19 protein-coding genes and 3 pseudogenes are annotated in these 22355 nt (G+C 67.4%); 12 read left to right on the top strand and 10 right to left on the bottom strand.

Translation table 11 applies throughout. The features are described from left to right. The 4 genes from ASC58_RS04790 to ASC58_RS04770 form a co-directional block, all read right to left on the bottom strand. On the bottom strand, positions 1–426 hold a 426-nt coding region (locus tag ASC58_RS04790; RefSeq protein WP_056918547.1), incomplete at its 3' end, for a hypothetical protein. Positions 427–513: 87 nt separating this feature from the next. Then, on the bottom strand, positions 514–909 hold the full coding sequence (locus ASC58_RS04785; RefSeq protein WP_056918546.1) for a hypothetical protein: 396 nt from the start codon (positions 907–909) through the stop codon (positions 514–516). A 363-nt stretch (positions 910–1272) separates the two neighbouring features. Further along, complete coding sequence (locus tag ASC58_RS20475; protein WP_235529106.1) at positions 1273–2619, bottom strand: type IV secretory system conjugative DNA transfer family protein; 1347 nt, start codon at positions 2617–2619, stop codon at positions 1273–1275. A 1130-nt stretch (positions 2620–3749) separates the two neighbouring features. Next, positions 3750–4097 (bottom strand): hypothetical protein, encoded by a 348-nt coding sequence (locus ASC58_RS04770; RefSeq protein WP_056914741.1) that lies wholly within the window; start codon positions 4095–4097, stop codon positions 3750–3752. 651 nt (positions 4098–4748) lie between these two features. Between ASC58_RS04770 and ASC58_RS21920 the strand changes: the two genes are divergently transcribed. Continuing rightward, positions 4749–5012, top strand: coding sequence for a DUF202 domain-containing protein (locus ASC58_RS21920; RefSeq protein ID WP_369796206.1), 264 nt, complete (start codon positions 4749–4751; stop codon positions 5010–5012). Positions 5013–5214: 202 nt separating this feature from the next. Here the strand turns inward: ASC58_RS21920 and ASC58_RS21335 are convergent, their stop codons facing one another. The 6 genes from ASC58_RS21335 to ASC58_RS04740 all read right to left on the bottom strand — a co-directional run bounded on the left by ASC58_RS21335 (position 5215) and on the right by ASC58_RS04740 (position 10038). Next, positions 5215–5868, bottom strand: coding sequence for an alpha/beta hydrolase (locus ASC58_RS21335; RefSeq protein ID WP_200947738.1), 654 nt, complete (start codon positions 5866–5868; stop codon positions 5215–5217). A gap of 81 nt (positions 5869–5949) precedes the next feature. Next, positions 5950–6447, bottom strand: a complete 498-nt coding sequence (locus ASC58_RS04760) for a uracil-DNA glycosylase (protein ID WP_157598365.1) — start codon at positions 6445–6447, stop codon at positions 5950–5952. Between the two features lie 609 nt (positions 6448–7056). Then, complete coding sequence (locus ASC58_RS04755; protein WP_056914739.1) at positions 7057–7737, bottom strand: hypothetical protein; 681 nt, start codon at positions 7735–7737, stop codon at positions 7057–7059. 68 nt (positions 7738–7805) lie between these two features. Then, on the bottom strand, positions 7806–8465 hold the full coding sequence (locus tag ASC58_RS04750; RefSeq protein WP_056914738.1) for an anti-sigma factor: 660 nt from the start codon (positions 8463–8465) through the stop codon (positions 7806–7808). Beyond that, positions 8462–9043 carry a sigma-70 family RNA polymerase sigma factor gene (locus ASC58_RS04745; protein WP_200947737.1) on the bottom strand — a complete coding sequence of 194 codons (582 nt, stop codon included), beginning with the start codon at positions 9041–9043 and terminating at the stop codon, positions 8462–8464. Before ASC58_RS04745 ends, ASC58_RS04750 begins: the two co-directional genes overlap by 4 nt. Positions 9044–9081: 38 nt before the next feature. Continuing rightward, positions 9082–10038 carry a LysR family transcriptional regulator gene (locus ASC58_RS04740; protein ID WP_056914737.1) on the bottom strand — a complete coding sequence of 319 codons (957 nt, stop codon included), beginning with the start codon at positions 10036–10038 and terminating at the stop codon, positions 9082–9084. Positions 10039–10193: 155 nt separating this feature from the next. Between ASC58_RS04740 and ASC58_RS04735 the strand changes: the two genes are divergently transcribed. The 11 genes and pseudogenes from ASC58_RS04735 (at position 10194) to ASC58_RS04680 (ending at position 22038) form a co-directional block, all read left to right on the top strand. Then, positions 10194–11279 carry a TDT family transporter gene (locus ASC58_RS04735; RefSeq protein ID WP_082552969.1) on the top strand — a complete coding sequence of 362 codons (1086 nt, stop codon included), beginning with the start codon at positions 10194–10196 and terminating at the stop codon, positions 11277–11279. Positions 11280–11545: 266 nt separating this feature from the next. Further along, the gene (locus ASC58_RS04730) at positions 11546–12997 is read left to right on the top strand and encodes a YncE family protein (RefSeq protein ID WP_082552966.1); all 1452 of its coding nucleotides are present in this window, start codon (positions 11546–11548) and stop codon (positions 12995–12997) included. 143 nt (positions 12998–13140) lie between these two features. Then, the gene (locus tag ASC58_RS04725) at positions 13141–13905 is read left to right on the top strand and encodes a CHRD domain-containing protein (RefSeq protein WP_056914734.1); all 765 of its coding nucleotides are present in this window, start codon (positions 13141–13143) and stop codon (positions 13903–13905) included. Beyond that, entirely contained in the window at positions 13905–14630 is a 726-nt protein-coding gene (locus ASC58_RS04720; protein WP_056918544.1) for a class F sortase, read from the top strand. Before ASC58_RS04725 ends, ASC58_RS04720 begins: the two co-directional genes overlap by 1 nt. Positions 14631–14750: 120 nt before the next feature. Continuing rightward, a pseudogene (locus tag ASC58_RS21530) lies at positions 14751–15667 on the top strand (IS3 family transposase); the annotation flags it as partial. A gap of 241 nt (positions 15668–15908) precedes the next feature. Then, a pseudogene (locus tag ASC58_RS04705) lies at positions 15909–17111 on the top strand (IS30 family transposase). 7 nt (positions 17112–17118) lie between these two features. Further along, positions 17119–17409 (top strand): annotated as a pseudogene (locus tag ASC58_RS04700) (integrase core domain-containing protein); the annotation flags it as partial. 38 nt (positions 17410–17447) lie between these two features. Next, the gene (locus ASC58_RS04695; protein WP_157581279.1) at positions 17448–18386 is read left to right on the top strand and encodes a hypothetical protein; all 939 of its coding nucleotides are present in this window, start codon (positions 17448–17450) and stop codon (positions 18384–18386) included. A 388-nt stretch (positions 18387–18774) separates the two neighbouring features. Then, positions 18775–19218 (top strand): thioredoxin domain-containing protein, encoded by a 444-nt coding sequence (locus ASC58_RS20460; RefSeq protein ID WP_162246818.1) that lies wholly within the window; start codon positions 18775–18777, stop codon positions 19216–19218. Between the two features lie 333 nt (positions 19219–19551). Beyond that, the gene (locus ASC58_RS04685; RefSeq protein ID WP_157598362.1) at positions 19552–20433 is read left to right on the top strand and encodes a cytochrome c biogenesis CcdA family protein; all 882 of its coding nucleotides are present in this window, start codon (positions 19552–19554) and stop codon (positions 20431–20433) included. A 426-nt stretch (positions 20434–20859) separates the two neighbouring features. Continuing rightward, positions 20860–22038, top strand: coding sequence for an IS110 family transposase (locus ASC58_RS04680; RefSeq protein ID WP_157581275.1), 1179 nt, complete (start codon positions 20860–20862; stop codon positions 22036–22038). Positions 22039–22355: the final 317 nt, after the last annotated feature.

Here is a 22355-nt window from a genome sequence, read left to right as displayed (position 1 = left end):
GGCGGCGGCGGTGCGGCGCAGCGAGATCCGCTGTTCGCGGCGTTCACCCCAACGCATGCCGTAGTCGCGGTCGATGCCAGGCAGATGTCCGTATGCAGCCTTGAACGCTTGCGGCCCGGTCCAGGTCAGTGAATTGGGGATGGGGTCGCCGGGCGCGCGACCGGAAGCCGCCATCGTCAGTGCGCTCAGTTCGTGGACGCCGTCACTGAGCGCACCGGTGATCCGGTCAGCGACGGTGAAGGCGACATCGTCGACGCCGTTGCTGAGGGTGAGCCCGACAGCGTGGGCGTAGGCGTTGCGCTGCCCGAGGCGGTACCAGTAGTCCGCGGGGTCGTCCAGGTCAACGCCCTCATGTGCGTTGCGGGACAGTGCGATCAGTTGTTCGACAGCGCGGTTCTGGTCTGTCCCTTCCGAGGTGGCGCTCATGACGGCCTTCCCCGCGCGGGCCCTTCCCGCGCTCCCTCTGGACAACGGCGGCGTGGGGGCACTATGAAGTGGCAGCCCAACCGGCGATCAGAGCGCGGGTCGCTGTGGCGGGTCCCGGTGCTCTCGCATGGTGCACTGGGTCACCGCGTTGAGTTCCCTTAGGAGATGCGTCACGTCCTGCAGAGCGCGCAGCCAGTCGACGGCCGCGGTCGGTGCCGCAGATTGCGCGAAACAGGCCCGCTCATGGTCTTTCAGGGCAAGCAAGGCCTCGACCATGCCGCCGTGCTCCTCCCAGCAGGGCGGGATCGCCCGGGCGTCGACGCAGAAGCGTCGCACCAGCTCGGCAACCCACGCGCGTAGCTCCGCCTTCACCCGCTCACGGACGACACCTGACAGCGACGGCAGGTGCAGAGGTCCGGTCAGCTGACCAAAGGTCACCGCATGTTCGTCGTCGCCGAAGGCGAGAGCTGGTTGACCGCTCACGAAGCGTCCCGCTGGCTGGCGCCGCGACGTCGAAGGAGCGCAATGATCCCCAGGCTCGCCTGCCGTCTGCTCAGGTGCCGCCAGCCCGCGCTGCGCTCGAGAACGCGGTGCAGCTGCCTGTGGTCTCGGGCGCACAATGGTACGAGGTCGTCATCGTCCTCACGCCCGATACGGATGTAGGTGAGGTGATGCAAGTGCCCACTGCGGGGGCACCAGACCCGGTCGCAGACCAGGCACTGGGGTGGGGTTCCATGTGAGGTCAGCCAGGCGGCATACCAAGCGTGCCGTCGCGCCCGCCATCCGCCGGAGGTGAGGTAGGCGTCGTAGGCCGCCCTGCGGGCGATCTGGTCGACGCGGCGACGCCTATTCGTCGGACGCGTTCGCACGATGGATCGCCTCCTCCAGGAGTCGGCGGTCGGCGACGAGCTGTTTGGCATCCCTGCGGCTCGTCCATGGGGTCAGGGCGAGGTCGATGGGTTGGGCGGCGCGAAGAAGCATGACCGCCTTGCCGAACGGCAGGGTGCGCAGCTGGGCGGGTTCGAGGATGGGGACCCGTGTCGTCGTGGTGGAGTGGGTCCGTCGTCCGTCGGCACCACGGCTGGTGGAGGTCTGCCTCTCCTCGCGTTGACCGAGGAGCTTGGAGAGGTCCTCAAGGTCCCGTGCGTTCGAGCCCCCACCGAGGATCACCTTGACGATGGCGGCGTCCCAGATCGCGGAGGCGGCGTGCTCACCCCAGACCGCGCGCGCTTGGGCAAGCGACTGCAGCACCACGACGGTGGATATCCCTGTGCCTCCTCCATCGGACATCAGGGCGGGCAGGGACGGCAACGGATAGTTGGCAGCCTCATCCAGTACCAGCGTCAGGGGAGGGTCGAGCCGGGCGGCGGGGGAGCGCGCAGCGATGCGGCGACCGGCTTCGACGACGTCTTCGACGAATGCACCGACCAGCCCTGCCGTGGCTGCACTGCCAGTCGAGGTGCCCAGCAGGTAGACCGTGCCGTCGCTGCGGAGGAAATCGCCAGGGTCGAAGACCTCGTCAGGGGAGGGGGAGAGGGCATCCATGACGCGGGGGTCGGCCAACGCGGAGAAGACGATGGTGACCATGGCCCAGACCGAGTCTCGCTGGCGCGGGTCTGCGCTGATGATCGCGTCGAGTCCCTGATACCACCCCGCGGCGGCATCGGGGTGGCCGTTGAGGATCTGGACGGCTTCGCGGGCATGGACGGCGGACAGTGACCACCGGAACAGCTCCGAGCATGAGTAGCCGCCCAGGGCGGCGGCGTGGAGCAGGCATCGCACAGCCTGCTCGGCCGAGGCCTGCCAGAAGTTGGAGTCGGTGGTGCCAGCGGCAGTGCCGCTCGTCAGCGCCTTCGCGCGCACCATGGCCGTGTGCGGGTCCTCGCAGCCCCGGATGGGGGACCAGCGAGTGGCGGACGGTATGCCGGGTGCGAGTCCCTGTGGGTCAAACACCGCGACCGGTCCCCATGCCGCTCGCCGCCGCAGCGTTGCCGTGAGGTTGTCCGGCCGAGTGCTCGTCGTGAGCACGGCGCCCGGGGAGTCGAGGATCATGGGAATGGCCAGATGCAGCCCCTTGCCCGCACGCGGAGGACCCAGGACCACCACGGAGTCCTCGACCGAGCAGAAGCAGGCAACTCCGCAGGACTCCCCGAGGTGGTAACCGAGGTCCTGAGACGTCGCGGTTCGAGTCATGGACGGTCGTAGGGCGGCTGCTCTTTGATGCAGGCGACGTTGGCCGGCACTGCCTTGCACCTGGCGGCGCGCTGCCATCCCTGGCCTTCGAGGGATGCGCGTGCCTTGCCGGGCCGCCACGGCCAACAAGCACGCAGCCGAGGCTACAAGCAGTACTAGGACTGGCCAGCTGGACCACGCGGAGCCGATCGAGGCTCGAGCCTCTATCTGATCCCAGACGTGATGAAGGTACTCGTCCAGACCCGACTGGCCGGCGAAAAGGGATGCGTGGCCCAGCCAGGACGGAAGCCGCGCGCCCAACGCTGCGGTACCGCTCGTCACTCCGCGACGCGGCTGTCTCCGTGTAGGCAGTCCGACACGCATCAATACCCCTTACTTCGATCCCCTTTCATGGGGAGACGTGGCCAAGGGGGCACCATTCGCGCAGCCATCGGCCGCAGTGAACCTTCGCATGGGGAAGGGGAGAGGCGCGGGGCTGGCGCCCGTCCGTGCTGGCCCGTGCGCACAGCCCACGCTGGAGTTCGCCGAGACCTGCTGCCTTCCGCCGCGAAGTCACCGGTTCCAGAGTCCGTGTGGTCGCAGGAGTGGGACAAGCTCGCCTTCGAGGACTTTTGCGCTGGGGCCATCGGTGACGATGGTCCAGCTGACCTCAGGAGAGAGCCGCAAGATAGCGTCCGCCGCCCATTCCTTGGCCCGCCTTGGTCCCTCATTTTCGAGGCGGTCAAGCTGGACCCCGATCCAATGCGGATCGGCGAGTGCCCGATCAAGTGCGGCCTCACCGAAGCCGCTCACGGCGCCCTTACCAGTTCGGTAGACAGAAAGCCGACCGTGTAGTCCCATGGGGCGTCCGCTTCCGGCGCGCTCTCCTGCCATGCCTGCGTAGCGAATCACCTGGGATCCAGGCTCGCGGAAGAGGTACACGCCGGGCAGCCGCGGCGCAGAGGTCTGCCCCGTCAGGAACGGGGACCACGGAGACCAGTCGGCCGCGGCCTCGACGAGGGCATATGCCTGTCGAGTTCCTGAATCGAGTATCTGTTCACCCACCCATGCCACGAGGCCATCCTGCCGGATCGTTTCCGGAGGAAACGGCGTACGCAGTGCGTGACCGAAAGGACGGTCTTTTCGCCGCGTCAGTGGAACTCCGCAACAACCTCGATCAGCCCCACGATGTGGTTGTTGAACTCGCCAAGGTCATCGGCCGGGATCCAGTACTCGAGGATGGTCTGGCCTCCAGCCTGCTGAACGTCGTACCGGTCCAGGTAATCCTTCTCGACCTCAAATCGCGTCACATAGCCGACCCCGCTCGCCTTCACATTCCAGTCACGAGCGATTCGTGTGGCGTAGTCCTCGTTCAGCACCGGGTAGAAGATCGGCTGGTCTGGCAACCGTGGCGGCCACGCATGCCATCCGGTGGCCTCGACCAGTGCGAGCTCCTTTGGGCCCGTCGGTCGCCAAAGGGTCACTGTCTGCCTGCTCATCGCAGCAGGATGTCAGGGTCAGGCGTGGGAGACCCACCGATTTAGCAGCGTCTTTCCGCCGCCAGCCGGTCACGTGCCTCCACCGATCGAGTCACCTAGTGGTGCAGCAGACCCCAATCTTTCCCTCCTCAGTGCTTAGGCCCGGCGACGTATACCGCTTGCGCACCAGATGGACATTGAGCATCCTCAAATCAAGTCGCGAGAAACCGGTCGCCTGACCCGTTTGCGTTGTTCCCACTTGCGCCTCCGCGGGCGGAGGCTGCGCGCGGTCGTCTCGGGGCCGCGACGTCCGCGCTGCGAGGTCGCGCGTAATCGGGGGCACGGGGGTCCGACGGATGCTTGACTAGCTGCTTGACAACGGCGGCGTGTTTTGGCGCATTTCGAGGGACGTTGGGGGAACGGTCGTGCTCGGGTGGACGTGCCGGGACACCGGTGGACGTGCTGAAGGTGCATGGCATGGAAGGGGTCAGGGGTTCGAATCCCCTCAGCTCCACAAGAACACGAGATGGCCCCTGGCCAGCGGAAGCGCTGGTCGGGGGCCATCTCGCTTGAAGCCGCCCGTGACGACGTCCTTGGGCCGAAACCACCCAATGCTTGACTGACTGCTTGACTGACCTGTGGCCAACGGGCACGTTTTCACCCATCTCGCCAGTGCCAAGGGGTCCGCTGACGCGCTTGGACGTCCGAAGCTCTGCCTGTCACTTCCCATGCCGGGAAGGGGTCATCTCAGGTGGCTCGCGCCACAGAGGCCTGCAGCCCGAGCGCACCGCTCTGGCGTGGCGACGCACCGCGTTGTCGGTGGCGGTCCGTTCGCTCGCGAGATTTCGCGGCCCCACGTCAAGCGTTGCCGACAGCGGCGCACCGCCGCCGACAGGAAGAAGCATCACAACCCCAAGCGGGGCCACGCGTTCGTGAACACCGTCATCAACGACCACTCCCGGGTCCCCTACGCCGAGGTCCATGACGATGACACCGCGGTCAGCAGCTCATCGGCCTCAGCGGTCCCTGCGGATACGCGGGAGCCGGGGCACAGCGATTCAACGAATCTGGGTATGACGTTGGCGCGCCGCCGATTCAGACCGCCTGCGGTGTGGTCGACCTCCCGATGAGCGCGGTCTCAGCGAGGGGCAAAGCGCTTCAGACGTTCCAGCATCGCGTCGAGTACCGGACCGGCCAGATTCGTTGCGAAGATGTTCTGCGCGTGGGCCGAGCCCGCAAGGATCTTCACCACGTTGTCGTCACCTGGCGCAGACTCGGCCAGCTCTGTCGAGACGTGGGCCAGGGGCTCGTCCTTGCTCGCCACGAAGAGCTTGGGTTGGTCCCCGAGCCCGTCTACGGTTGCGTTGGGCGACAAAAGGATCAACTGATCGGCCAGGCGCCGGTCCCGGCTCGAGAGATCGAGAATGGCATCGGCGCCCGCGCTGGCCCCGATGAGAGCGACATCAGCGACTCCCTCGCCCTGCAGTTTCTCTACGGCGTCGCGGATCGCATCGGGGTCGATGTTCTCGACCGCGATCACGGTCGCTCCCTGGTGGGCTATCGCGACGGCCTGCTTCTCCCAGCTGGCAGCATCGAAGGCAGCGCCGTGCGCGAGTACGACTCCGTAGGCTCCGTCGCCCCATTGCAGCGCGGAGGAGCCTTCAATGGCGATCGCCTTACCTGAGGTGTCGCCGCCCGAGGCGGGGATGCTCGTCTCTGAAGGTTCTCCGCTACTGGTGAGAGCCATGACGACGGAAAGTGCCAGTGCTGTACGCGCCATGATTTGGAGCATGCCCACGAGACTAGATCCCCACGGCTTCAGCGGTTCTTTCAAGAGGGCAACGGCATGGGTTGCTGACCGTGGCTCGGCGGTTCACCGGCAGAGATCTGCGGCTCGGTCCAGCGCGAAGGTGGTGCGCAGGAACGCCTCGTGGCGCCGATGTCCGTTGGCTGGTGAGGGATGGGGAACGGCCAGGGTGGGCACGAGGACCGGGGTATCGGTGAGCGTGAGGTAGCGCATCCAACCCTCCAGAGCCGCTCCGCCGAAAGTCACCACCACCTTCAGAAAGGGCAGTCCGCTGACCAGCGTGGTCAGGGCCGGGCGGGCGTCTTCCAGGTCGTCGACGCGGGGGCTGCGGCGTCGACCGTCCGGTCCGAGCAGTGCCCAGGGGATGACGTTCCAGCGCAGGCAGTGTGCCGGGTCGAGCCGGGAAAGGGTCATCGCCCGACGGACCTTCTGGGTGGTGGGATCCTCGTTGTCAAGCGAACTGAAACCCAGATCGCCCACCGCGACCGTCTGGGGCCCTGGTGACTCCATCAGGAGCAGGACCTGGGCCTTGGTGCCCGCACCGGCCGGGTCGAACCAGGGCACGAACCTGGTCCCGTTCGCACCATCGAGCCGCCACTGCTCGACCAGCTCGTTCAGCGGGCCGACCGGATGGTCCCGGACGTGGGCCCGTTTGCCCGCAGGCTCAGGGTGCTCCCCTGGGTCGTGGTGCACGCGATCAGCCCCAGCCCACGATCGCGACGCCGGCGGCGGCGGCGGCGAGGCGAAGGGTGCTGACCGCGGTCTTGTGGTCACCACGCCCCCGATCGGTGCTCGATCTGAGCGTGAGCCCGACGCGCGACCCCGGACCTTGGGGCGGCGTGGGCGAGCATGGGCAGGGCCACGTGTCCTTCGTCCGCCTTCCTGCTGTGTGTAGACCGTTCATGTTCCGCTGTCGGGGTCCGGCTGACATAGGTGGTGGATGCCAGCGAACGATGGCGATGGCGAGGGAGCCCGGCCAGCGCCCCACGGGCCAAGGTGTGGGCCTGGTTCCTGGTGATGTCGTCATTGGTCGGGGGCGGCGACCCCGACGGCTGAGGTTGTACCTGCCCAAGGACCCCTATGAGGCGTAGCCACCATGCTGGCGCGCGCATGGGGGCGATGCGTGTCGAGGGGGATGTCTGCTGCTGGAGCGTTCGGGCTCGCCGATTGCGATCAGGCGGGGTCTCCGTTGAGGTGGAAGGTGACGGTCTCGATGTTGGAGGCGACCCCGATGGCCTTGAGGTCGCGGCGGTCGATGCGTCGGTCGCCGTTCTGGTCGGTGATGACGTTGGGTGCGTCGTCGTAGATGCCGTTGTGGTTGAGGTCGGCGATGACGGCGACGGTCAGGGTGGTGTCGACGTTCTTCCCGGCGATCGGGGCGCCAACGATCCAGGTGTCCCAGAGTTCGGTGCCTTGGCTGTCGCGGTTGGTGACGCCGGTGAGGTTGAACAGGTTGGCCAGGTTGGTGCCGGGGCCGGAGAAGCCGGGCAGGGTGTTGTTGGTGGTGGAGGTCAGCACGACCAAGCCGGGCATCCGATCGTCGCGGCCGGTGGAGAAGGTGCCGGGGAAGGGAGCGATGTTGTTGTGCGCGGCGGGGCCGGTCAGCTGGAGGCCGGTGAAGCCGGTCTGGGCCAGGGTGCTGCCGTCGAAGTCGACGTCGAGGTCGACGAACCATCCGGCTCCACTGATGCCAGCGTTGTCGCCTTCCGAGGGGGCGAACACCTCGACGTGGACCGGCTTGTCTGATCCGGAGTTCGAGTCGGCGCTCGCACTGGTCAGGGTGGTGGTGGCATAGGTCGCCGCGAGTGCGGTGGCGACTGCGATGGCGGCCAGGGCTTGGGTCTTGGTCTTCATGGCTGTCCTTCCAGTTGGGATGTCATTGAGGCGTACGCCGGAACCTGGACAACGGTTCAGCGGCGACCTCAGATGTCGGTCGACAGCAGCAGCGTTCCGTCGGTGGTGGCGACGCGCACGGCCGCGACGTCGGTGCGGGCCAGGGCGCTGGCTCCGGTGACGTGGGCGATGCCGTCGGGTGTGGAAGCCCAGGTCGCCGCTTGTTCGCGGGTGCCGTCGGTGGCGATCACCCACACGATGAACCGTTGGTCCTTGGGCAACGCGGACAGGTCGAGATCGATCGAGGTGCCCCACGGTCGAGCGGAGAGGCTGGTCTGGCCGCGCGCTGGGCTGCCTTGGACAGCGACAAGATGCAGGGCTGCAGGGTTGGTCTGGGGGGTGTCCCTGTGCCCGGCAACCAGTCCCGCTGTCGTGGCGCCGAGGCCGAGCACCAGTACCGCAGCGGCCGCGGAACCGAGCAGCGAGCGGCGTCGTCGGCGGCGACGTCCCTGCCGGAGGGCCCCAACGGCGCGGGTCAGCGCACCGTCGTCCAGTTCGGCTGTAGTGCTCGAGTTGGGTCCGTGCCCGAGCCGCAGTAGCGATGGCAGGCCTGCGTAGGCGGCGACCTCGTTGCGACAGGTGGGGCAAGTGCTGAGGTGGCCGTCGAGCAGGGCTCGGTCGGCCGCATCGAGTCCACCCAGCACGTAGGGTCCCAGCAGTTCACGCACCCGGTCGTGTTCGGAGCTCATCGTGTCATTCCCATCTCTTCGAATGCGGCACGCAGCACACGGACCGCGTAGTAGGCACGCGACTTCACGGTGCCGGCCGGGATGCCAAGCAGTTGGGCGGTCTCGGTGACTGTCGAGCCGCCGTAGTAGAGGTGGTCGACCACGGCCCGGTGCTCGCTCGAGAGTCGTTCCAGTGCCTGGTCAACCATCCAGGCGTCGACCTGGGCATCGAGCCTGTCTTCGACCGGTTGCGCCGCAAGAACTTCCTCGTCGGTGACCAGTCGCGGGCGGCGCTGCTCGGCGCGCCAGATGTCGATGACCACGTTCTTGGCCACGGTGAACAGGTAGGACCGTGGGTCCCCTCGTCGCGGGTCGATCAGATCCAGGTTCCGCCAGGCCCGCAGCATCGTCTCCTGGACGAGATCCTCGGCCTTCGCCCGGTCATCGACCAGCCGCAGCACGAATGCGAACAACACCCGCCCATGCAGCCGGTACAGCTCCGCCAGCAACTCCTCCTCGCTGGCGGGCGTCCCTGCCTTTCCCACCTTGGACCGGCGCGTGCGGGGTCGCCACGACTCGGTCGGACCATCGCTGCTCACAAAGAGGTGTACGCCTTTTCCTGATGAGCGGTTCACCCCTACTTTGCGCCGGTTCTCTGATGCCCTAGTCGTTGCTCGGCTGCGCGGGCGATCGAGACCAGTTCGCGGCCCGGCCCAGCGGGTGGCTGCCTGGTGCCTACCCACACGGCGCGGAAGACGCGCTTGAGGTCGAGATTTTCAGTCGGCACCACCACGAGATGGCCGGAGTCCAGATCACGTGAGACAAAGCGATGACTGAGGAAGGCCGGCGAGCTGCCAGCAAGGACCGCCTCGCGGATGGAAGTCGCCGTGGTCAGCTCGACAACCGCGTCGCCCATCGTCAACCCTTGCTGACCAAGGGCCACCTCCAGGACCTCGCGGGTCCCAGAGCCACGTTCGCGGCTGGTCAGCGGCAGCTCTGCGACCTCCGCCGGAGACAGGGGGGTGCGTCGCCGGCTGATCGGCGTGCCAGCCGCGGCCACCAGGACGAGCTCGTCGTGTCCGATCGAAGCACAGCGCACTCCCCTGGGTGCCTCGACGCCCTCGACGAAACCCAAATGCGCGGTTCCGTCACGAACCGCTTCGACTACATGCGAGCTGTTGGAGGCGTTCAGGCTCACCGCCGTCGGCAGGTGTCCCTCGCCCTGCTGACGCTGACGGAGGAGGACCAGCCAGCGGGGGATGAGGCTTTCGGCGATGGTCATGCTGGCCCAGACTGAGAGCTCGCGACTGCGATCGCCACGGAGCCCCTCGATCGCGGTGTCGATCTCGTCCGCGACCTCGATCAGCCGGGCAGCCCACTCGGCCACCACCACACCGGCAGGGGTGAGCTTCGATCCGCGGGCACCCCGATGCACCAGGGTCAGGCCGGTCTGAGCTTCCATCGCACGCAGGCGTTCTGAGGCTGCTTGCTGGCTGATGCCGTTGGCTCGAGCAGTGCCGCCGATGCTGGCATGCTGGGCGATTCCCACCAGCAGCCTCAGCCCGTCGAGTTCTGGCACATGAGGTGAGGGCACACACCCACCCTACAGCACCCACAAGCCAAGGTTGTGCATCCACAGTCGGCTGGGGACTACTGACGACTGTGGCCTGCTCGCAGACTGGATACGTGAACACTCTTCAAGCCGCAACCGGCAATGTCGACCAGCACGCTGAGGGCAATCGTTCCTTCCTGACAGCTCTCGAAGGGCAGCCCGCGTTCGGGTTCATTGGCCCTAACTGGTTCGCCTGCGTGATGGGCACCGGCATCGTCGCGAATGCTGCCGCAACCTTGCCCGTCAAGGTGCCAGGACTGCTGCTGTTCGCGCGGACCGTGTGGGTGCTGGACGGGGTCTTATTGGCAGTTATCGCTGTTGCGACGCTGATCCACTGGACGCGACACACGAGCACTGCCCGCGGACACCTCGCCAACCCGGTGATGTCCCACTTCTACGGCGCCCCGGCGATGGCGTTGATGACCGTGGGAGCAGGTGCCCTGCTGGTCGGTCAGCCGCTGGTGGGCCAAGGCACCGCCGTCGGCATCGACTTCGTGCTCTGGACCGCAGGCACCCTGCTGGGCCTCTGGACCGCGGCGGCGGTGCCGTACAAGGCCTTCACCACCCACGACGTGAAGCAGGACGCCGCCTTCGGCGGCTGGCTCATGCCGATCGTGCCACCCATGGTCAGCGCCGCCACCGGCCCGTTGCTGCTTCCCCACCTACCCGCCGGTCAGTGGCAGCTGTCCATGCAACTGGCCTGCACCATGATGTTCGGATTGACGATCGTTGCGAGCCTCATCGTGATCACGATGATCTGGAGCCGGCTGGTGCATCACAAGGTCGGGCCCGCCGCGGCGGTTCCCACGCTGTGGATCGTGCTCGGTCCGCTGGGCCAGTCGGTCACCGCCGCGCACACCCTTGGTGCCACCGCCACGAGCGTCCTCCCAGCGCCCTACGGCTCCGCCCTCGAGGCGATGGGTCTGGTCTACGGGGCACCCATGTGGGGGTTCGCGATGCTCTGGCTCACCCTTGCGACCGCGATCACCGTGCGCACCGCTCGGCACGGGATGCCGTTCTCGCTGACCTGGTGGTCCTTCACCTTCCCCGTGGGCACCGTCGTCACCGGTACGTCGGGACTGGCTGCTGCCACCGGCGCGCGCTTCCTCGTGGTCGCCGCCGTCGTCTTCTACGTAGGGTTGCTGGTCGCCTGGGCGACAGTTGCGGTCCGCACCGGACGCGGAGTATTCCACGGACACCTGCTGCGCGTCCCTGCCCAATGACCCGGCCCCTGTTCTCCGCTGGATTCGGGCAGGCCGGCAGCCGACAGCCAGCATGCGTACGCCTCGTTGAGTTGAACGGTTCAGGCAGGGTGTCCGGGCGCCACCGGTGAACCGTTCGGCAGTTACGCGCGTACGCAAGAAGAGGAAGGCCGATCTTTCGCACCTCCGACGTGGGCTGGGGAGCCGAATCCCCGAACCACCAGTGTGTCCAACCGCGCGGCCCGACGACAACGCAAGAGGGTCGCCACGTCACTACAAGGAGCCTGATGCAACTCGTTCACCTTTCTTCCCGGCGCCGCCTGCTGGCGGCCGGTACGGTGCTGGCCCTGGCTGCCGGCGGGACCGCCGTTGCGCTGGGCGCCGGACCGACCCAGGCCAGCGCCTCTCACCCTGCGGATCCCATCCAAGCTCCCGCGCTGCCGGGTGCTCCGCCGATCGGCCGGGCCGATCGGGTTTATACCGCCGACCAGACCTCCAACACCGTCACCGTGATCGACCCCAGCACCCGCAAAGTTCTGGGCACGATCCCGTTCGGGGACCAGCGCCTGGGCGGCGATCTCGGACCCCAGTACCTCAAAGACGTCGATGTCCACGGCCTCGGGTTCTCCCGCGACGGCAGGTATCTCAACGTCGTGTCGGTGACGACCAACACCGTCACCGTGGTGCGGACGGTCGACAACACGGTGATGTCCAAAACGTATGTCGGCAGGGCCTCGCACGAGGGCTTCTTCGCTCCCGACGGCAAGACCGTCTGGGTGGCCGACCGGGCGCTCGCCCGCGTCGACATCGTCGACGCCCGTCACGGTGGCATCGTCGGGCACGTCGCCACCGGCGACGGACCGTCGAAGGTGCTGTTCAGCCCCGACGGCCGGTACGCCTACGTCAACCACCTCCGCTCCGCCACCATCGACGTGGTCAAGGTGTCCTCCCGCAAGGTGGTGCGGCGCATCAGCGGCCTCGCCGACGTGTTCTCCTCCGACATGGCGCTCTCACCCGACGGCACCGAGCTCTGGGCCGCACACAAGAAGGTCGGCAAGGTCACCGTGATCGACCTGCAGGCCGGTCGAATCACCAGCGTCCTAAAGACCGGCCCGGATACAAACCACCCGGCGTTCGTGACCACCCCGCGCGCGGGATTCGTCTACCTCACCGTGGGTGCTGAGAACACCACCAAGATCTACCGCCGACACACCGGCGCTGCACCCACCTTGGTCGGTGCGGTGCCTTCCAGCGGCGTGGAACCGCACGGCATCTGGCCCAGCCCCGACAACTCCACCGTGTACGTCGTCAACGAGCACTCCGACAGCGTCGACATCATCGACACCGCCACCCGCAAGCGAACCGATACCCTGCGGGTCGGTCAGGAGGGCCAGGCCCTGGTCTACGTCGCCGGCGCCGTCCCCTCGGGCCCGGGCACCCAGCACCTCACCCGGCAGGGTCTCGACCAGCCTGTCCGCAACGCTGACGCCGCCGTCGCCGGGCCGGGCAAGGTCGCCGTGACCGTCCGCGCAGTCGCGGGTCTCGACATGGTCCAGCTCCAGGGCAGTGGTCTGACCCCGAACACCACCTACACCGCGTCCGCCCGGCACGCTGACGACCTGATCCCGTTGCTCTCGTTCACCGCCGACGCCACCGGCGCCCTCCCGCAGGCATTGGCCTTCGTCAAGTTCCTCGGCGTCTACGACGTCACTAGCGTGCAGGTGCGACCGGCCGGCTGAATGCCTGTGCCAAAAGGTCGTTTCCGGTGCGAAGTTCCAGTCAGAGTTCGGGACCCATCCACTTCGTTGAATGGCTCCGAAGCGCCCAAACCCAATGCTCAGCCCACGGCAGCCGCTGGTTGCCCGACAAAGGAGTCACCTGAATGCGTACTACCACCAAGATTGCCACCGTTGCCCTCGGGTCTGCGGCGCTCCTTCCCTTCCTCGGTGCAGGCATCGCCCAGGCTGCTGACGGCAGCACCATGGCAACCCTGCGTCCCGTGGCGCTGAACGGCGTCGACGCCAGCGGCACCGCAATGGTGACCGTGAAGGGGACGAAGATCGACGTCACCATGGCCGCTACCGGCCTGCTGAAGGACAGCCCCCACGCTGCCCACATCCACTTCGGCGCCGACGCTCGCCACGAGTGCCCAAAGGCCTCTGACGACAAGAGTGGTGACGGCACCTTGACGACCACCGAGGGTGGTCCGGCCTACGGCCCGGTCGTCGTGTCGCTGACCAAGACCGGCGACACCTCGCCCAAGAGTGGCCTGGCCGTCGACCGTTTCGACACCGCCCCCGGCGGCAAGTTCAGCTATGAGCGTGGCAGCATCACTGTCTCCTCCGAGCTGGCCCAGGCGGTCACCGATGGCCAGGCTGTCGTGGTCGTCCACGGTGTGGACCACAACGGCAATGGCAAGTACGACGGGGCCACCAAGAGCGACCTCGACCCGAAGCTGCCGACCGAGGCGACCGACCCGGCCATCTGTGGCGTCCTCAACGCCGCGCCCGCCGGCGGCATGGACACCGGCGCCGGTGGCACCTCCACCCCGAACAACGAGGGCATGCTCCTGCTCGGTGGCGGCCTGCTCATCGCCGCCGTCGGCTCCGGTGCCTTCACCGCTCGCAAGGCTCGCAACCGCGTCTGATGTCCGCATCCTCGGAGTTCGGTGACCGCCGCGGCAGCATTGCCGCGGCGGTCACCGTCGTGCTCCTCGTCGTCGGAGGGGTGCTGGTCGCCAAGTCCTTGACGGGCAGCGACGCGCCTCCGCAACCGGACGCGTCACAGGCCGAGGCGACCACCTCGGCGCCCAGCACGCAGCCGCCGACGAGCACGCAGACGCCGACGTCGTCGGAGGCGGCCACGAAGTCGCAGGCGCCGGCCACGCCGCAGAGCAGCTCCGACTTCGGGCCCATCCTGGAGCCCAGCGCACCGACCTCGCTGACCATCCCGTCCATCGGGGTGCGCACCAGGGGCATCGTCGACCTGGGCCTGGACAAGAACGGCAGGCTCGAGGCGCCAACCGACTTCGACCGGGCGGGCTGGTACGCCAACGGCCCGACGCCCGGCGAGTTCGGGCCGGCAGTCATCGGCGCCCACGTCGACAGCAAGGCCGGTCCCGCCGTCTTCTACCGGTTGGGCTCGTTGAAGAAGGGCGCGACCCTGTCCGTGGGCCGCGAGGACGGGTCGACCGCGCGCTTCCTCGTCGACCGGGTGGCGCGCTACTCCAAGGCCGACTTCCCGACGTCGACCGTGTACGGCGACACCGGGGGCCGCGCCGAGCTGCGCCTCATCACCTGCGGCGGTGCCTTCGACCAAGCGACCGGGCACTACGTCGACAACATCGTCGCCTTCGCCCACCTCGTGAGGTAGGTCCGGGGCCGCCAGACGCCGCTTCTCTACGACGGCCGACTCGTCCGCGGCGGCTCGCCCATGGGTCTGCTGCACGAACAGTCTGCGTCGATTCGTGTCGGCGCTGGAAGGATGTGCACCATGCCCAAGGCGTTTCCCAAGGAGTTCCGTCAGGACGTGATCCGGGTCTACCGCGACTCGGACGCATCGATGGCCCAGGTCGCGAAAGACTTCGGCATCTCGGCGTCGTGTCTGAAGCGGTGGCTGACGATCGACGAGCGCAGCTCATCGGTCTCGTCCGGTTCGAGCCGGCGGGGCGATGAATCCGAGGCGTTGCGTGAGGCCACCAAGCGGATCAAGCTGCTCGAGCAAGAGAACGAGGTCCTGCGCCGCGCTGCGGCGTACCTGTCCCAGGCGGACCTGCCGGGAAAATGATGTACCCGCTCGTCCGCGAGCTAGCCGTCGACGGGATTCCCGTCACGGTGACGTGCCGGGTACTGAAGATCGCTCGCCAGCCCTACTACCGCTGGCTGGTGAACCCGGTCACGACCGCCGAACTGGTTGCGGCCTACCGCGCCAACGCCCTGTTCGACGCCCACCGTGACGACCCTGAGTTCGGCTACCGTTTCCTGGTCGACGAAGCCCGCGACGCCGGCCAGGTCATGGCGGAGCGGACCGCGTGGCGGCTCTGTTCGCAGCTGGGCTGGTGGTCCGCGTTCGGCAAGAAGCGTGGGCGCAACGGCAAAAAGGCCGGTCCACCGGTCCACGACGACCTCCTGGCGGTCACCGACGACAAGGGGCGGACCCGGCACGAGTTCACCGCCCACCGCCCGAACCAGTTGTGGCTGGCCGACATCACCGAGCACTGGACCGGTGAGGGGAAGCTGTACCTATGCGCGGTCAAGGACGTCTACTCCAACCGCATCATTGGGTACTCGATGGACTCACGAATGAAGTCACGCCTAGCCGTCGCCGCACTCGACAACGCCGTCGCCAGGCGCCGGGCCGAAGGCGCCGACGTGGCCGGTTGCATCCTGCACACCGATCGCGGATCGCAGGGCGGATTCAACTGGTCGTCGCAACACCCCGTCATGGAGGTGTTGAGTGGCTCGTCGTCAACAGGCAGCGGATCGGGCGATTCGACCAAAGCTGCGGTCGCCGGGTGCGCCGAGGTTCCAGCGTCATGTCCAAGTGGCGTTCTGGGAGCAGATCGCCGAAGGGTTGCTGCCTGAGGAGGCTGCCGGGGTGATCGGCGTGGCACAGGCGGTCGGTGCGCGCTGGTTCCATCACGCTGGCGGCATGCCGCCGTTCGACCTGAAGTTCACGCCCACGGGCCGGTACCTATCCTTCGCTGAACGGGAGGAGATCGCGCTGCTCAGGGCCCAGGACAGGGGCGTGCGCGAGATCGCGCGAGAGATCGGCCGTGACCCGGGCACGGTGTCACGCGAGCTGCGGCGCAACGCCGCCACCCGTGGTGGGAAGCTCGAGTACCAGGCGTCCGTCGCGCAATGGAAGGCCGACATGACCGCCAAACGCCCGAAGGCGGCGAAGCTGGTCACCAACCCGCGATTGAAGATATACGTCCAGCAGCGGCTGGCGGGGCAGATCAGCCTGCCGGACGGCACCCCATTCCTGGGTCCGACACCACCGCGGTTCACCGGCCGGAACAAGCCGCATCGCAAGGACCGCCCGTGGTCGTTGGCGTGGAGCCCGGAGCAGATCAGCCATCGGCTCAAGGTCGACTTCCCCGAAGATGAATCCATGCGCATCAGCCACGAGGCGATCTATCAGTCGCTGTACATCCAGGGCCGTGGGGCGCTCAAACGTGAGCTGGTCTGGTGCCTGCGGACCGGTCGCGCGTTGCGGGCCCCGCGGGAACGATCGCGGCGCAAGACCTGGGCACATGTCACTGCCGAGACTCTGATCAGCGAGCGGCCCTGCGAAGCAGAGGACCGCGCCATTCCGGGGCACTGGGAAGGCGACCTGCTGATCGGGCTGGAGCGCTCCGCGATCGGCACCGTGGTCGACCGCACGACCAGGTTCACGATGCTGGTCCACCTGCCGCGTGAGGAGGGCTACCGGCACAAACAGACCCCGAAGAACGGGCCGGCGCTGGCTGGCTACGGGGCGATCACGATGAAGAACGCGCTGGCAAACACGATGAAGACCTTGCCGACACAGCTGGCCCGGTCGCTGACGTGGGACCGCGGCAAGGAGATGTCCGCTCACGCCAAGTTCACCGTCGAGACCGGAATCCCGGTCTTCTTCGCCGATCCCCAGTCGCCGTGGCAGCGCGGCACGAACGAGAACACCAACGGCTTGCTACGCTAGTACTTCCCCAAAGGCACCGACCTCGCGCGCTGGTCCGCCGAGGAAATCCAGGCGGTCGCTCAGGCACTGAACACCAGGCCTCGTAAGACCCTCGGCTGGAGAACGCCAGCCGAGGCGTTCAATGAGCACCTACTGTTGCTCCAACAAGCCGGTGTTGCATCGACTGGTTGAACCTGGTCAGTTTCGAAGCCGGAAACTCGTCCGCACACTCAACCGCCACACCATGGTCGGATCCATGGGCCGCGTCGGCGCCGCCGGTGACAACGCGGCCATGGAGTCCTTCTTCAGCCTGCTGCAAAAGAACGTCCTCAACCGGCGCCGCTGGGCCACCCGCACCGAACTTCGGATCGCGATCGTGACCTGGATCGAGAGGACCTATCACCGCCGCCGACGGCAAGCCACACTCGGCCGATTGACCCCCGTCGAATACGAGCTGATCATGACTACACCCGCCGCCCAGGTGGCCTAACCAAAACTGTCACCTGTTCGTGCAGCAGACCCGTGTTCATGAAGAGCACCATCGCCGTGAACACCGCCGAGGGCACAGTGACGCTGCCCCTGCAGCAGGGACTGCACGACGGGGCAACCGTCTGGTACGTCGTCACGGAGTCCTCGAACCGCGACGACGCGCAGCGTCGGGGCGTGAACTATTCGCCGAAACTCGTGAACGCGCTCGGCACCGCCGCGGTCCAGTCGGCCCGCAGGATCGGATCGCAGCTGGCGTTCAGCGGCACGGTGGACTTCAGTCCCACGCGTGTCGTGGTGCCCGGCCCGACGGCCTTCCCACCCACCACCGTGCACGCCGGTGCCGTGGGCGACGCTGACTACAGCCCACTGGTGTCCGCAGACGGGCGTACGGTGATCAACGCGACGCAGGTCGCCAACGCTTCGGGCCTTCACGACGCCATCGTGGACATCAACTTCGACCGACGCCAAGTGACGCTGGACACCCTGAACGGCTTCTACGAGGGCAAGCGCGTGCAGTACCTCCACCAGGAAGCCTCCGTCGAGCTGGTGGCTGCTCTCGAGGGGTCGACGTGGGCTCCTAACCTCGATGCAGCCCCGGGGTTGGCTTCCTTCGACCGGAAGTCTTCGGCACGGGCGGCCATCATCCCCATCGTGAATGGCCCGCAAGGCGCGAACAACCCGCAGCGGCAGGGACTGCAGTCGGCCGTCGCCGGCCAAGGTGACCCGCTCAACATCACCCAGGTCGTGCCGGGCGACAACGACTACTCGCCCGTTTGGGACGTGACCCCGGCCGTTTGGACCGAGGCTGCGATCACGGCAGGTCAGCGAGTCCGGCTGACCGATCATGATGACGTCGCCAAGCTGTTCTCCGACGGACTGCTCGTCAGCGCTGGTGGTGGACCGGCCAACGCGAGCCTCGACGGTCTACGCGCACTGCCGGGCATCTCGAATTGCCCTGTGGTGGTCGAACTTGGCTGATGTAGCACTCGTGTGGAAGGGCTCGACTCGCGTCGGGCCCTTCCACAGCGCATCGCCTTGACGGACAACTACCCCAGCCCTTGAGGAATCAGCCTGGGTGCCGCCTCCAGCTAGTACCCCCAGAGGCCCGAAAGGCAGGCGACTGAAGAAGCCAGCACACCAGCGACCGGCCCAGCCCTGGACGATGGGGTAGGACCACCACCGCGAGCACCACACCACGGGGCCGGGCTCTACGCCCGCCGCCTTCCTGCTCATTGACAGGACTGTCGTTGAGCGCACCCGGAGGCGGAGGAGGACAATGAATCCTTGGAACGCGGGACCGGCAATGTTGGAAGCCTCGGGCCGGGTCTTTCTGCCGCAATATCTGTGTGCCCCACCGGGAGGTCCCATGGTCACCGACGACCAGCGCTCGTGCGAAGCATTGCCTGGACAGCCCCACAGGGCGCGCAACATGGTCGCCATGACCCGGCGCCGGGCGGTTGCGACGGCATTGTTGCTGCTGCTGACCCTTGTGGCGGTGGGTGGGTGCTCCGTTCCCACGCCGACCACGGGCGGCGGCGGCAGCACCGGTGCGGTGTCACCGTTCGCACACGTCGGCGCCATCCCGGACACGGTGTCCGGTGCCGCGTTCGATGCGGCGACCTTGACCGGCAGACCGGTCGTCCTCTGGTTCTGGGCTCCGTGGTGCACCATCTGCCGCAGCGAAGCACCAGCGGTCACCAAAGTCGCCGCCGAGTTCGCGGGGCAGGTCGACATCATCGGGGTTGCGGGTCAGGGGGGGGCAAGGGCGCCATGGTCGACTTCGTCAAGCAGACCGGCACGTCCGCTCTGACCCATCTCGCTGACACCAACGGCACCGTCTGGCGCGAGTACGGAGTCACCGTCCAGCCCACCTTTGCGTTCATCACCGCCGATGGTCGAGCGGACCTGCGGGTGGGCAGCCTTGACGAGGCGACGTTGCGCGCTCGGGTGGCTGAGGTCGCCGCAGGAGCTGCGACGTCCACGGTGAGCCTGCCGCCGGGACCTACGTGCAGCAAGGCCGCTGACGGCACTCTCCTGTGTGGGTCAGCTGGCCCGGGCCAGCCCACGGGAGCCACCCCCGACCCGTCCTCGACGACGACATTGTGAGCCGTGCCGGGAGTGCCAAGGTGCCGGCGGTGGCTTGGTGACTGCCGCTGTCGTGTTGGCGGTCACGGCCGGCATGCTGGCCGCGTTCAACCCCTGCGGGTTCGCCCTCCTGCCCGGATACCTGGCCTTGTTCGTGGGACAGCCGCCCTCGAGGAGCGGGGTCGTGGCTCGCGCCCTGGTCGTCGGAGTGTCGGTGACCGTCGGTTTCGTGGCCGTGTTCGGGGCTGTGGGTGTGGGCATCTCAGCCCTGTCCCTGACGTTGGGCCCGTGGCTGTTCGTGGCGACGTTGGTCGCCGGCGCTGCGCTGCTGGTCGTCGGAGTGCTGCTTCTCCTCGGTCACGACGTGACCGTTCGGACGCCGCGTGCCCGGTCCCGGGTCGATGGTTCGGTGCGCGGCATGGTGGCCTACGGCGTGGTGTACGCGACGGTGTCACTGTCGTGCACGCTGCCGGTGTTCCTGTCGGCGGTGGCGTCGGTGTTCACCAGCGGCGCCGGGGCGTCGTTCGTGGTGGGCGTGTCTGCTGCGGTCGCGTACGCCCTGGCAATGGGACTGGTCATGACCGTGCTGGCAGTCGTCGTCGGACTCCTCGGGCGGGCTGCGATGGCGCGGGCCCGCCCGTGGACCCGCCATGTCGGGCGCGCCTCGGGGGTGGTCGTGACCGTCGCGGCCGGCTACGTCCTCTGGTACGGGTGGGTCGAGCTACAGCTCTACAACGGCAACACGGTCGCATCCGGACCGGTCACGGCTGTCGCCGAGGCTTCCGGTGCCGTGAGCCGAACCTTGACAGCGCTGGGTGCCGGGCGCTTGCTGATCGTTGTGGTGGTCGGGCTGGTCCTGTTCGTGGTGGCGTCCGTGGCGGTGCGGCGGCGCAGTGGGTTACCAGCCCGCTCTGCGGCGTCACGGCGCCGAACTCACTGAGGGTGGTGCGCGAGCAAGGCCTGGCTGTACCCGGCCGCTAGGTTCGCAGCACAGTGCACGTCCCTATCCGGTCCCGGGACTGCGGGCCAAGGTAGCCGATGCCTTCAAATTGGCTGTGAAATGTGACCGGTTCCCCACATCGGCGCTGTCTGCTCCCGACCAGCGCCGACGGCATGACTCGACCTCACGTCCGCTCATCGGCTACTTGTTTCATTGACGTCATGGCCGGGATCTGACGAGGCTCGGTCTAGGCGTTCGGGGTTGTCGCTCTCATTTCGGCTGCTCACCTCGGTGTGGCTCTCATTTGGCCTGCGCATCCCCGGACGTCGCCAGAGCGGAAGTGGCTCAAGAGGGGTTTGCCCTAGCTCGAAGTAGCGTTGCCCTCCCCGCTCGACAACCCCATCAGGTTCGAGTTCGGAGGACAACATGGAAGGCACGCCAGCACGAGTGGTCATAGGGATGGACGCGCACAAACGCTCGGTCACGATCGAAGTCATGACCGGTGGCGAATCCATCGTCGGGAAAGGACGACTCGCGACCGACCGTGACGGTCTTGCCGCGATGCGCCGGTACGTGCAGGCGTGGCCGGAGCATGTCTGGGCGACCGAGGGATGCCAAGGCATCGGCCGGCACGTGGCCAACCGGCTACTGGCCGAAGGCGAGCAGGTCCTCGACGTCCCGCCGAAGCTGTCCGCGCGGGCGCGGGTGTTCGCCACCGGTCAGGGCCGCAAGACCGATGCCACCGATGCGCACTCGGTGGCGCTGGTGGGCACCCGGATGAGTGGGCTGCGCCCGGTCGTCAACGACGAGCAGCTGGCGGTGCTGCGGATTCTGGTCGACCGGCGCCGATCCCTGGGCGAGGAGCACACCCGCAAGATGTCCCAGGTCCACCACCTGCTCCTGGAGTTGATCCCGGGCGGGGCGAAGAAGGAACTGTCCGCGGCACAGGCCAAGGCGCTGCTGGCAACCGTCCGCCCCCGTGACGCTGCGGGCAAGACCCGGCGTCGCGTCGCGGCCGAACTGGTCGTGGACCTCGAGCGGATCTATCAGCGCAAGAAGGCCGCGAACAAGGAACTGACCGCTCTGGTCGCCGCGACCGGCACCACCCTGATGGACCTGAACGGGATCGGCCCGTCCAGCGCGGCCCGGCTGCTGGTCGAGGTCGGTGACATCACCCGGTTCCCGGACAACAACCACTTCGGCTCCTGGACAGGCACCGCAGCCATCGATGCCTCCTCGGGGGACAACGTCCGCCACCGTTTGTCCCGAGGCGGCAACCGTCAGATCAACCGGGTGCTGCACATCATGGCTACCGTGCAGCTGCGTAATCCCACCGAGGGCCGCGCGTACTTCGACCGCTGCAAGGCTCGAGGGAAGACCTCGAACGAGTCGATGCGGCCGCTCAAACGCCGACTGTCCGACATCGTGTATCGGACCATGGTCAACGACGCTGCACGACACATGGCGACGGGCCCGGGAGGGCAACGAGGCAACGACTCTGACTCCAGCGCGGTCGGCTCACAACCTCACACCAACTCTTCGGACAAGCCACTTCCCGGACCCGCCACCACCCACCGTAGAACCCGACTTGCCGCCGCGTCTTGACACAGAGAGGAGCCAAAGTCGGACGGATCGTCGGCCGCAGGACCTGCGTCACATCGCCGCCTGGCGCTCACCTCGGTTGCGACTCCGGCCCTTGGCGGCAATGCCGGTGGCAGCGCAGCGTCCCTGTGTGATGCCGCCCCGGGCTCGGGCGGGTAGGGGCGCGCCTTGGCGTGACTTTCGCGGGACGTTGCCAGCGGCTTGGGAGCGCTCCGGAGGGTCTGTCCCGTACCGGGTCTGATGGAGGCTCTCATTCCACGGAAGGATGAGAGTCATGGCAGCACCGAGGAAGTATCCCGAGGAGCTTCGGGAGCGAGCGA

The organism is Phycicoccus sp. Root101, assembly GCF_001426245.1.
Classification (GTDB): domain Bacteria; phylum Actinomycetota; class Actinomycetes; order Actinomycetales; family Dermatophilaceae; genus Pedococcus.
Note: the sequence above shows the minus strand (reverse complement) of the source record. Positions and strands in the feature narration are given on the sequence as shown.

What these genes read in the sequence shown, in the direction of transcription:
- ASC58_RS20475 (WP_235529106.1), bottom strand. Translation starts at nt 2,619, where the DNA reads ATGACTCGAACCGCGACGTCTCAGGACCTCGGTTACCACCTCGGGGAG.
- ASC58_RS04770 (WP_056914741.1), bottom strand. Translation starts at nt 4,097, where the DNA reads ATGAGCAGGCAGACAGTGACCCTTTGGCGACCGACGGGCCCAAAGGAG.
- ASC58_RS21335 (WP_200947738.1), bottom strand. Translation starts at nt 5,868, where the DNA reads ATGCTCCAAATCATGGCGCGTACAGCACTGGCACTTTCCGTCGTCATG.
- ASC58_RS04755 (WP_056914739.1), bottom strand. Translation starts at nt 7,737, where the DNA reads ATGAAGACCAAGACCCAAGCCCTGGCCGCCATCGCAGTCGCCACCGCA.
- ASC58_RS04750 (WP_056914738.1), bottom strand. Translation starts at nt 8,465, where the DNA reads ATGAGCTCCGAACACGACCGGGTGCGTGAACTGCTGGGACCCTACGTG.
- ASC58_RS04730 (WP_082552966.1), top strand. Translation starts at nt 11,546, where the DNA reads ATGCAACTCGTTCACCTTTCTTCCCGGCGCCGCCTGCTGGCGGCCGGT.
- ASC58_RS04725 (WP_056914734.1), top strand. Translation starts at nt 13,141, where the DNA reads ATGCGTACTACCACCAAGATTGCCACCGTTGCCCTCGGGTCTGCGGCG.
- ASC58_RS04720 (WP_056918544.1), top strand. Translation starts at nt 13,905, where the DNA reads ATGTCCGCATCCTCGGAGTTCGGTGACCGCCGCGGCAGCATTGCCGCG.
- ASC58_RS04695 (WP_157581279.1), top strand. Translation starts at nt 17,448, where the DNA reads ATGAAGAGCACCATCGCCGTGAACACCGCCGAGGGCACAGTGACGCTG.
- ASC58_RS20460 (WP_162246818.1), top strand. Translation starts at nt 18,775, where the DNA reads ATGGTCACCGACGACCAGCGCTCGTGCGAAGCATTGCCTGGACAGCCC.
- ASC58_RS04680 (WP_157581275.1), top strand. Translation starts at nt 20,860, where the DNA reads ATGGAAGGCACGCCAGCACGAGTGGTCATAGGGATGGACGCGCACAAA.